Source organism: bacterium (assembly GCA_021372775.1).
In the GTDB taxonomy this organism is placed as follows: Bacteria; Acidobacteriota; Polarisedimenticolia; order J045; family J045; genus JAJFTU01.
In genome coordinates, this window is sequence record JAJFTU010000306.1 from 1 (window position 1) to 10,264 (window position 10,264).

At 73.8% G+C, this 10,264-nt stretch carries 9 protein-coding genes; 5 read left to right on the top strand and 4 right to left on the bottom strand.

Going from position 1 to position 10,264, the window contains the following annotated elements:
- Nucleotides 1-767: hypothetical protein (locus tag LLG88_10560; protein MCE5247341.1), on the top strand; the 767-nt coding region annotated here is incomplete at its 5' end.
- A gap of 74 nt (nucleotides 768-841) precedes the next feature.
- Nucleotides 842-1,081: a CDGSH iron-sulfur domain-containing protein gene (locus LLG88_10565; protein MCE5247342.1), complete on the top strand. Its 240-nt coding sequence runs from the start codon at nucleotides 842-844 to the stop codon at nucleotides 1,079-1,081.
- Nucleotides 1,082-1,207: 126 nt separating this feature from the next.
- Here the strand turns inward: LLG88_10565 and LLG88_10570 are convergent, their stop codons facing one another.
- Nucleotides 1,208-2,512, bottom strand: coding sequence for a hypothetical protein (locus LLG88_10570; GenBank protein ID MCE5247343.1), 1,305 nt, complete (start codon nucleotides 2,510-2,512; stop codon nucleotides 1,208-1,210).
- Nucleotides 2,513-2,677: 165 nt separating this feature from the next.
- Between LLG88_10570 and LLG88_10575 the strand changes: the two genes are divergently transcribed.
- Nucleotides 2,678-3,817 (top strand): acyltransferase, encoded by a 1,140-nt coding sequence (locus LLG88_10575; GenBank protein ID MCE5247344.1) that lies wholly within the window; start codon nucleotides 2,678-2,680, stop codon nucleotides 3,815-3,817.
- A 170-nt stretch (nucleotides 3,818-3,987) separates the two neighbouring features.
- A complete protein-coding gene (locus LLG88_10580) occupies nucleotides 3,988-5,634 on the top strand; it encodes a fibronectin type III domain-containing protein (protein ID MCE5247345.1) in 1,647 nt (548 codons plus the stop codon).
- Between the two features lie 76 nt (nucleotides 5,635-5,710).
- Here LLG88_10580 and LLG88_10585 read toward each other — a convergent pair whose 3' ends face one another.
- Nucleotides 5,711-6,079: a VOC family protein gene (locus LLG88_10585; GenBank protein MCE5247346.1), complete on the bottom strand. Its 369-nt coding sequence runs from the start codon at nucleotides 6,077-6,079 to the stop codon at nucleotides 5,711-5,713.
- Nucleotides 6,080-6,244: 165 nt separating this feature from the next.
- Here LLG88_10585 and LLG88_10590 point away from each other — a divergent pair, with 165 nt between their 5' ends.
- Nucleotides 6,245-7,090 (top strand): OmpA family protein, encoded by an 846-nt coding sequence (locus LLG88_10590; GenBank protein MCE5247347.1) that lies wholly within the window; start codon nucleotides 6,245-6,247, stop codon nucleotides 7,088-7,090.
- 129 nt (nucleotides 7,091-7,219) lie between these two features.
- Here LLG88_10590 and malQ read toward each other — a convergent pair whose 3' ends face one another.
- Complete coding sequence (gene malQ, locus LLG88_10595; protein MCE5247348.1) at nucleotides 7,220-8,710, bottom strand: 4-alpha-glucanotransferase; 1,491 nt, start codon at nucleotides 8,708-8,710, stop codon at nucleotides 7,220-7,222.
- 7 nt (nucleotides 8,711-8,717) lie between these two features.
- The gene (locus LLG88_10600) at nucleotides 8,718-9,992 is read right to left on the bottom strand and encodes an NTP transferase domain-containing protein (protein MCE5247349.1); all 1,275 of its coding nucleotides are present in this window, start codon (nucleotides 9,990-9,992) and stop codon (nucleotides 8,718-8,720) included.
- Nucleotides 9,993-10,264 lie beyond the last annotated feature (272 nt).

A 10,264-nucleotide genomic window follows, 5' to 3' on the forward strand; every position in this document is an offset into this window, starting at 1 on the left:
CGGCGCGGGCGGCGATGACGATGTACGCGGTGCAGGGGGCGGTCGGGCGCGACGGCGCGGCCGGCTGCCGCGCCCCCTCGGACGACTCGCCCGCGGCGCCCGACGTCGCGACGCCGGAAGGGCGGAGCGCGCTGGCGGCGCGGCTCGGCGGGACCGACGTCGTCGAGCTCGGGGCGATCGTCGCCGAGTTCGACGCCAGGCCGAAACGCCGCGACGGCTTCGGCGTCGTCGCCGGGCGGCGGATCGTCTTCGGCCTCGCGACGAAGATCGGGAAGGACGGCGCGCGGAGCGCGCAGCTCGCGCTGCAGGAGCGGACCGCCGCGCGGCCGCTGGCCGTCGAGCGGCTCGCGCTCGAGGGGCGGAAGCCGGCGTGGGTCGTGCGCGAGGTTCCGGGCGCCGCCGGGACCTGCGTCGCCGTCCGCCTCGCGATGCAGGACGAGGATGCGCCGACGACCGTCGCGACGGCGGGGGGCGTCGCGCCCGACGACAAGGACGTCGTCCCGCCTCGTCTGCTCGAGATGACGCCGCCGGTCTACCCGCGGTCGTTGGCCCGCGAACTTCGCGACGTGAAGGTCGGCATGGCCGTCGTCGTGGACGCCGAAGGGCGTTGCCGCTTCGGCGCGCTCGAGAAGACCCCGCCGCGCAACGAGGACGCGGCGATGGCCGCGCTCGACTCGGCCGCCGCGGCCCGCTTCGCTCCGGCCGCGAAGAACGGCCGGCCCATGCCGATGCGCTGGACCATCTTCGTGACCTACGCGCGGGACTGACGCCGCGCGCGTTCCCCGCGCGATTCTCCGTACCATTCCCGCGTCGGCGCGAAAGGCGCCGCGGGAGGTCTTGGATGAGCGAGCCGAAGGTCGCGAAGAAGGGGCCGTACGCGGTCGAAGTGGAGGCGGGGAAGACCTACTACTGGTGCGCCTGCGGGCTCAGCGCCGCGCAGCCGTTCTGTGACGGCTCGCACAAGAGCGTCGGGGCGGCGCCGACGGCCTACGCGGCGGAGAAGTCGGGCGAGGTCCACTTCTGCGGCTGCAAGCGGAGCGGGACCAAGCCGCTGTGCGACGGCAGCCACCGCGACATCTGATGCCGTGGGCCGTGCCGCCGCACCGTCCGCGGTGTCCGCGCCGTCCTCTGCGTCCTGGCCGTCCTCGGCGTCCGCGGCGAAGAGAAGCGCGCCGGGGCCGCGTCGCGGCGGCCCCGGCGCGGCGCGTCAGTGTTCGCGGCGGAGGACGAAGTCGCCGGCGCGCGTCGCCGGCGCGAGCGTCCAACCGGGCTTGAGCGCCAGCGTCCAGCCGTCGCCGGCGAGCGGGCGCGCGGCGGGATCGTTCGGCGCGGACACGACGAAGGCCGCGAAGCCGGGGGCGATCCGCGCGCCGTTCCGCGCGTCGAGGACGCCCCACGCGCCGGCCACCCGCAGGTGCGGGTAGGCGTCGCCGTCCTCGCCGAGCGGCGTCACGTCGCGCGGGTCGAACTCGAAGTTGGCGTCTTCGTTGGGGAGGATCAGCGCCGGCCCGTCCACGAGCCGCGCGCGGTAGGAGGCGAGCCGCTTCGCGAGCCGCTCGGCGCGCGCGTCCTCTTCCTTCCGCAGCGCCGCGCCGTCGTAGGCGGCGGCCCGCGCGTCCGCTTCCTTCGCGACGTCCGCGGCGGGGACGAGGCCGAGCGCCGCGCCGAGGCGCGCGCCGAGGTCGTCCTTCCCCGTCAGTCCCTTGCGCCAGGCCGGCGCGGCGTCGTCGAGCAGCAGGCCGTAGAGCGGGCCGCTGGCGTAGGCGAAGGAGCGCACGTACGAGGGCACGCCCTCGACCGTCTCCGCCCAGCGGAGCGCCGCGGCGCGCGGGTCGGTCTGGCCGAGCCTCACGCCGGTGTACTGCGCCAGCCCCTCGTTCATCTCCAGCGTCCGCTCGATCTCCGCGGCCTCGGCGCCGTACAGCGCGCGGCGGCGGGCGCGGAAGACGAGCGCGTCGGCCGCGGCTTGGCGCCGCTCGGGGCCCGAGGCGCGGAGCGCGGCGGCGAGGGCGCGCCATTCGAGGCGCAGCCAGAAGCGGCCTTGGAGTTCGCCGAGGTGCCGCGGCAGGGCGTTCGTCAGCGGAAAGCCGAGGCCGTCCTGCACGCGGTGCCACATCTCGTGGGCCAGCATCTCGCGGCGGTCGTCGGCGCCGTCGGGCAGCGGCAGCAGGAGCATCGTCCAGCGCACGCCGCTCCAGGTCGTCGTGGTGTTCGCGGCGACGACCTCGTCGGTCAACGCGCCGGCGAAGAGCCCGCCGGCCGTCGGCGTCAGCCTGCCTTGCGCGTCGGCCTGGTTGGCCAAGACGCGCCGCGTCTCCTGATCGACGAAGATCAGCGGCCCGTAGAGCGGGCGGCCCCACAAACGGCCGCCGTCGGCGTCGGAGACGGCGCGCGCCTCCGCCAAGTGCCGCGCGACCGCGGCCGGATCCGGAACGACGGGCGCCGGCGACTCGGCGCGCGCGAGAGGCGCGAGGAGCGCGAGCGAAACGGCGGCGATCCACCAACGAGCCATCGACCCCTCCTTTTCGGGAACCGCCGCAGTCTACGCTGCGCCGACCGGGCACGGCGGCCTTCCGCGCGGACGGCGGCGACGCGCCGGCGAGTGGTTCCGAGGCGCGGGCGCGGGGCGGATAGAATCGGCGCACGCCCCGCGGAGGGCGCGGACGGAGGGAACGGGATGAACGAGAGCGCGCCGCGCGGCCGCATGGCGTACGTGGACAACCTGCGTTGGCTGATGATCGTCTTCGTGGTGCTGGTCCACGCCGCGGTGACCTACTCCGGGATCGGCAGCTGGATGTACATCGAAGAGCGCCCGCTCGGCGCCGCGGCGTTCGTCGGCTTCGCCGTCTTCCAGTCGTTCACCCAGGCCTACTTCATGGGGTTCCTGTTCCTGCTCGCCGGCTACTTCGCGCCGTCGTCGTACGACCGCAAGGGCTGCCGCCGCTTCCTCGCCGACCGCGCCTTCCGCCTCGGCGTCCCGACGCTGCTCTACATGTTCGTCCTCGGCCCGTTCGCGCGGTTCGTCCTGCTGCGCCCGGAGAACAGGTCGTTCGGCGAGCTGTACGTGCGCTACGTCTCGACCGACCGCCTGCTCTCCGGCACCGGCCCGCTCTGGTTCGCCGCGGCGCTGCTCGTCTTCTCCGCCGTCTACGCGCTCGGGCGGCGCGCGCTCGGCGACCGGCCGCCGCGCCCCGCGCGGCCGGTTCCCGGGAGCGTCGCCGCGGCCGCGCTGGCGGCGACGATCGCGCTCGCCGCGTTCCTGATCCGCGTCGTCCAGCCGATCGGGACGAACGTGTACAACATGCAGCTTTGCTTCTTCGCCCAGTACGTCGCGCTCTTCGCCGTCGGGATCGCGGCGCGGCGCAACGATTGGTTCGAGCGGATCCCGCGGGCGACCGGCAGGCGCTGGCTCGTCGGCGCGCTGGTCGGCGGCACGGCGTTCTGGTTCGCGATGATGGCCGCGGGGAACGCCGCCTCCGGCGACCTGCGGCCGTTCTTCGGCGGCTTCCGCCGGGAGGCCGCGGCGTACGCGCTGTGGGAGTCGTTCTTCTGCGTCGGCGTCTGCCTCGGCCTGCTGGTCCTGTTCCGCGAGCGGTTCGACCGGCGCGGCCGCGTCGCCGCCTTCCTCTCCGACAACTCGTTCGGCGTCTACGTGCTCCACGCGCCGGTGCTCGTCGCCGTCTCCGTCGTCCTGCGCGGGCTCGACGCGCCGCCGGCCGCGAAGTTCGCGCTCGCCGCGGCGGCGACGCTCGCGGCGACGTTCCCGCTGAGCCATTTCGTATTCCGCCGCATTCCGTTGTTGAAGCGCGTTTTCTGAAACCGTCGCCGCGGGGCCGACCCGCGCCGCGGCCGCGGCGCCGCGCGCCGAATGGCGGTCTGCTATCATGCCGCGGCCGTGCGCCGAGCCTCGGCGCCGCGGCCGACCGCTCTCTTGGGGGAACGATGACGCGCATCGCCACGGCTCTGTCGCTTGCTGTCGCTCTGTCCTTGCCCGCCTTCGCGGCCGTCGCGCCGTCGTCCGGGCGCGGGACGCCCAACGAGGTCGACCTCGTGCAGCCGTGCTCCGCGCTGCAGCCGATCAACGACGCGCAGTCGTCCTACATCGGCACCGAGTACACCGCCTCCAACTTCGTCTGGAACGGCCGGGAATACGCCGCGGTGATCGTGCAGCGGCTCCTCGCCCTCCGCCCGATCGGCTCCTACTACTACGCCTTCTACCTGCAGCCGGTCTTCGCCGACGGGCAGGCCGACGGCTCGATGATCTTCCTCTTCTCGGACACCCGCGCGCCGGCCACCGGCTCGCTCCAACTCGCCTGGAACGGGTCGGCCTTCGGGCTCGTCTGGGCGGCGAGCGCGACGTCGAACTACGACGTCGCGTTCGCGCGGATCGTGCCCGACGCGACGAATCGCTGGACGGCGGCCAGCCACTACGACCTGACCAGCGGCGGCGCCTCCGGCGCGTACCCGCGGCTCGCCGCGGGGCCCGAAGGGTTCATGGTCGCCTACCGCGCGTCGTCCGACATCAGGTGGCTCTTCACGCTGCTCGACGCCTCCGGCGCGGTCGTTTCGAACGGCGGGACGCAGGTCAAGGACAAGCCGTTCTACTCGGGCACGACCTGCCCGGCCGGCGACATGTCGCTGGCGTGGAGCCCGTGGCGGCACAAGTACGTCGCGGGGCTCGGCTGGGCGGCCTCCTCGACCTCCGGGTGCGCGAGCAACGGCTCGGTGACGTTGTACGGCGTGACCGTGACCGGCGACGCCGGCTGGTTCCGCAGCGAGGGGCCGCAGTCGGAAATGCTCGCCTCGGGCAGCGTCAGCGTCGTCGCGACGCCGTTCCACGAGGCGTTCTCGTACGTGGCGGGCTCGTCGCTCTACATCGCGTCGGCGACGTCGTTGACGAACGGGAAGGTCAAGACGACCGACGACAGCGCCCCGCAGCTGTTCTGGAACGGCTCGGAATACCTCGTGCTGGCCTGGGAGAGCTCGCAGGGGTGGAGCGTGCAGCGGGTCGACTCGGGGTTCCACGCCGTGGGCGCGGCGACGCCGATCGAGACCGGTTCGGTCGCGCTCGGCGAGCGCGGGTTGCTCGGATGGAGCTGGGGCCCGGAATACTACGGCGCGCTGACCGTCCGGTCGTACGGCTGCGCCGCGCCCGACGCTCCGTCCTGCCCGGAAGGGGTCGGGGCCTACGGCGTGACCGCGAGCGGGGCGACGCTCTCGTGGCTGCCCTCTTCGGACGCGTCCACGGACGTCGCCTACTACGAGGTGACGAACAACGGCGCCTTGGTCTCGCGGCAGGCCGGGACGACGCTCCCCGTCGCGTTCGGCGGCTCGGGCGCGGAGACGTTCTACGTGCGGGCCTACAACGCCGCCGGCCTGGCGAGCACCGGCTGCGCCGGGAACAACGCCGTGATCGTCGCGCCGACGGCGCAGACGGCGACGCTGACGGTGACGAAGAGCGGCGCGGACGTGAAGCTGTCGTGGGGCGCCGACCCCTCGACGCCGTCCTCCGTCTGGCGCGGCACGACCGCCCAGGTGCTGACGAAGCGCGGCTCGTCGGCGACGACGACCTTCGCCGACGCGGGCGCGGCCGTCGACGGCAACATCTACTTCTACTCGATCGACGCGCCCTGATCGGTCCTCGTCCCGCGGGCCGCGCCGCGACGCGGCCCGCGGGATCGTCTTCGCCGCCGCCCGGTCCGCGGGCCGCTCAGCGCCGCGGCAGGATCTCGATCCAGTAGCCGTCGGGGTCGGCGACGAAGTAGATCCCCATCGCCGGGTTCTCGAAGCAGACGCAGCCGAGCGCGCGGTGCCGCGCGAGCGCGGCGTCGAAGTCGTCGACGGTCAGCGCGAGGTGGAATTCGTTCTCGCCGAGGTCGTACGGCGCCGTCCGGTCGCGCAGCCACGTCAACTCGAGCTTGTGCGGCGTGGCGCCGTCGCCGAGGTAGACGAGGACGAAGCCGCCGTCCGGCGCCTCGATCCGCCGCGTCTCGACGAGGCCGAGCGCCTCGGCGTAGAAGGCGAGGCTGCGCCCCAGGTCGAGCACGTTGAAGTTGTTGTGGGCGAAGGTGAATTTCACGGCGCCGCTCCTTTGCGCCCGAAGAGTACCGCGGACCGCGGCGGCGGCCACGCCCGGGGCGCGGCCGCGGATCCGGCGGACGCCCTGCCGCTTGTTGCGCGGCGGCTCGCTCGTCCGCTACGGTAGCCGGGCCGCGCCGGGAGGCGCGGCGGGGAGGAATCGACGATGAGACTGTCTCTGGTTGGGGGGGCGCTCTTGGCGCTGGGCTTCGCGTTCGCCGGCCCGGCGCTGGCGCAGGAAGACGCCGACGGGAGCAAGGACCATCCGCTGCTCAACCGGATGGCGAACTACTTCATCTTCGAGTACCAGGCGCGCGACTTCGACAGCGACTCGTTCGAGGTCCGCGGGGCCGAGCCCGCGGTCGTCGAGGGAAAGAAGACCTTCATCGAGTACCGGATCCGCGACGAGGCGGAGCCGCCGTCGGCGCTGGCGGTGATGCGCAACTACCAGGCCGCGCTGAAGAGGCTCGGCGGGCAGGTGCTGTTCGAGGATACGGACGGGAACTACGCCAAGACGACGATCAAGGTCGAGCGGGACGGGAAGGAAGTCTGGGCCGGCGTCGTCGTGGGCGAGAACGGCGGGTACTACCGACTGACGATCGTCGAGCGGAAGGGGATGAAGCAGGAGGTCGTCGCCGACGCCGCGGCGTGGGGCGCCGACATCGCGAAGACCGGGCACGTCGCCGTCTACGGGATCCTCTTCGACACCGACAAGGCCGAGGTGAAGCCGGAGTCGGCGCCGGCGCTGGCCGAGATCGCGAGGCTCCTCGCGGCGGACCCGGCGCTCAAGCTGTTCGTCGTCGGCCACACCGACGCGGCCGGGGACTTCGCGCACAACATGAAGCTCTCCCAGGACCGCGCGGCGGCGGTGGCCGCGGCGCTCGTCGCCAAGCACGGCGTCGCGGCGGCGCGGCTCTCCGCGCAGGGCGTCGGCCCGCTGGCCCCGGTCGCGTCGAACGCGGACGAGCAGGGACGCGCCAAGAACCGGCGCGTCGAGTTGGTCAAGCGGTAGGGCGTCGATCGCGCCGGCGGCTCCGCGGCGGAACGTCCCGCCGCCGCGGCGCCGGCGCGATTCTCGACGGGGCCGTCGCCGGGTCGGCGGCGGCCGACGCTCCGCCGCGGGGCGCGTCGCGGCGCCGGGTCAGCGGCGGCCGTAGATCCAGAGGAGGTCGCGGAACCGCTCGCGGAGGAACGGCTCGAGCATCGACGGGTGCAGGCGGAAGAGCCAGTTCCCCTCGGCGACGCCCGGCGTGTTCATCCGCCCCTCCGGGCCGAGGCCGGCGAGGTCCTGGTGCGGGACGACCGCCAGGTCGGCGACCGAGGCGAGGGCGGCGCGGACGAAGTCCCAGGCGATGTCGTGGCCGGGGACGGCGAAGTAGCGGCGGACGAAGTCGCGCTCCTCCTCGGTCGCGTCGTGCTCGTACCAGCCGCGGACGGTGTTGTTGTCGTGCGTCCCGGTGTAGACGACGAGGCGCCGCCGGTGGTGGTAGGGCAGGAAGGTGCTCCGCTCGGCCGGGGAGAAGGCGAACTGCAGCACGGCCATCCCCGGCGCGCCGATCGCCTCGCGCAGCGCGATCACCGGCTTGTCGATCAGGCCGAGGTCCTCGGCGATGATCGGGAGGTCGCCGAGCGCCGCCGCGAGCGCGTCGAAGAGCTTCTTCCCGGGGCCCTTGACCCAGCGGCCGGGACGGGCGGTCGGCGCATCGGCCGGGACTTCCCAGAAGGCCGCGAAGCCGCGGAAGTGGTCGATCCGCAGCACGTCGACGACGCGCAGCGCGGCGCGCGTCCGCGCGATCCACCAGGAATAGCCCTCCCGCGCCATCCGCTCCCAGTCGTAGAGCGGGTTGCCCCAGAGCTGCCCGTCCTCGCTGAAGTAGTCGGGCGGGACGCCGGAGACGTGCGTCGGCCGCAGCTCGTCGTCGAGGCGGAACTCCTCCGGCCGCGCCCAGACCTCGGCGCTGTCGCGCGCGACGTACATCGGCAGGTCGCCGATGATCTTCACGGCGCGCGCCGCGGCGCGCGCGCGGAGGCGCCGCCACTGGTCGAAGAAGACCCACTGGCCGAACGCCTGCCGCTCGACGTCGCGCGCGCGGTCGGCGCGGAAGCGGGCCAGCGCCTTCGGCTCGCGCCGCGCGAACGGCGACGGCCAGGTCCACCAGGCCGCGCCGTGGTGCGCGCGCTTGAGCGCGCCGTACAGGGCGAAGTCGTCGAGCCACCACGCCTCGGCCGCGCGGAACTCGTCGAAGGAACGCCGCGCGGCGGGGAGCGCGGCGGCGAAGCGCTCGTGCGCGCGGTCGAGCAGCGCCCGCTTGAACGCGGCGGCGGCGACGTGGTCCGACTCGTCGGGGGCGCGGTCCGGCGCGCCTTCGAGGTCGGCGGCGGCGACGAGGCCGTCGGCGAGCATCGTCTCCGGGCTGACGAGGATCGTCGCCCCGGCGAAGGTCGAGTGGGCGGTGTAGGGACAGGAGGCCGGGCCCGGCGGGTTGACCGGGAGGACCTGCCAATACGCGGCGCCGGCGTCGGCGAGCCAGTCGACGTAGGCGTGCGCGGCGGGGCCGAGGTCGCCGATCCCGTACGGGCCGGGCAGCGAGGTGGGGTGGAGCAGGACGCCTGCGGAGCGGGGGAAGTCCATCGGACCCTCAGAGGACCGTGCCGTCGGGAATCACCGCGTTCTTGGCGACGACGACGATGCCGTCGCGGATCGCCCATCCGGGCCCTTCGTCCTCCCGCGCGCCGCGCTCGTTGACGAGGCGGCAGCCGCGGCCGATCCGCGCGTTCTTGTCGACGATCGCGTTCTCGATCACCGTCCCCTCGCCGACGCCGACCGGCGGGTCGCCGGGACGCGGCTCGGGGAAGACCGGATCGGCGCCCATCACCAGCGCGCGGCGGATCGTCGCGCCGCGCACGACGGAGCGGACGCCGACGATCGCCTCCTCGATCCGCGAGGCGGAGATGCGCGAGCCTTCGGCGAGCATCGCGCGCTCGAACGTCGTGCCGAAGATCCGCGCCGGGGGAAGGAAGCGGGCGTGGGTGTAGAACGGCCACGCGGGGTCGTAGAGGTCGAACGGCGCGTCGGCGCGGACGAGGTCCATGTGGGCCTCGAAGAAGGCGCGGATCGTGCCGATGTCGCGCCAGTAGCCGCCGAAGAAGTGGGCGAAGACGCGCTTCCCGCCCACGGCCGCCGGGATGACGTGGTGGCCGAAGTCGACCATCTCGTTGTCGAGCGCGTCGAGCAGGGCGTCCTTGTCGAAGAGGTAGATCCCCATCGAGGCGAGATACGGCTTGCCGGCGGGGACGCCGCGCTCGGCGAGAAGCGCCGGGTCGGCCTCCATCCCCGCGCGCGCCGCGGCGTCGCGCGGCTTCTCGCGGAACTCCAGCACCCGGCCGTCGCGCTCGACCCGCACCGCGCCGAACTCGCCGATCTCCGCCGCCGAGCAGGGGAGGACGGAGATCGTCACGTCCGCCTGCCGGGCGAGGTGCTCCTCGAGCAGCCGGCGGTAGTCCATGCGGTACATGTGGTCGCCGGCGAGGATCAGCACGTTGCGTCCGCGCGTCTCCCGGATCGTGCGCAGGTTCTGCCGCACCGCGTCGGCGGTGCCCTGGAACCAGCTGTCGTTCCCCGGCGTCTGCTGCGCGGCGAGGATCTGCACCGAGCCGCGGGAGAAGTGGTCGAACTTGTAGGTCTCGGCGATGTGCCGGTGGAGCGAGACGGAGTTGAACTGCGTGAGGAGGAACATCCGCTCCATGCCGGAGTTGATGGCGTTGCCGAGGGGGACGTCGATGAGGCGGTACTTGCCCGCGATCGGAACGGCCGGCTTGCTGCGCTGGCGGGTCAGAGGATCAAGACGCGCCCCGCGGCCGCCGCCGAGGACGACCACGATCACGTCCCGCGCCACGTCGTGATTGAGCCCCATGCACGGAGTATCCCACACACGGTGAAGCCGAGACTGTTGCGGCGGCCCGGAAGCGTCCGCGGCGGGGCGGGTCCCGCGACGGCGGGCCGGCCGGCGGCGGCGCGGCGGGGCTCAGGCGCGGGCGAGCCAGTGCCTGGGGAAGAGGCGCGGGGCGTCGCGGGCGGTGGGGGTGGGGAAGTCGCGGGCGAGGACGCGTCGGGCGAGCGGGGGAAGGGCGCGGAGGTCGCGGCGGAAGACGCGTCGGGCGAGGAGGTCGTCCCAGGAGAGGGGCC

What these genes read in the sequence shown, in the direction of transcription:
- LLG88_10565 (MCE5247342.1), top strand. Translation starts at nt 842, where the DNA reads ATGAGCGAGCCGAAGGTCGCGAAGAAGGGGCCGTACGCGGTCGAAGTG.
- LLG88_10570 (MCE5247343.1), bottom strand. Translation starts at nt 2,512, where the DNA reads ATGGCTCGTTGGTGGATCGCCGCCGTTTCGCTCGCGCTCCTCGCGCCT.
- LLG88_10575 (MCE5247344.1), top strand. Translation starts at nt 2,678, where the DNA reads ATGAACGAGAGCGCGCCGCGCGGCCGCATGGCGTACGTGGACAACCTG.
- LLG88_10590 (MCE5247347.1), top strand. Translation starts at nt 6,245, where the DNA reads ATGAGACTGTCTCTGGTTGGGGGGGCGCTCTTGGCGCTGGGCTTCGCG.
- malQ (MCE5247348.1), bottom strand. Translation starts at nt 8,710, where the DNA reads ATGGACTTCCCCCGCTCCGCAGGCGTCCTGCTCCACCCCACCTCGCTG.
- LLG88_10600 (MCE5247349.1), bottom strand. Translation starts at nt 9,992, where the DNA reads ATGGGGCTCAATCACGACGTGGCGCGGGACGTGATCGTGGTCGTCCTC.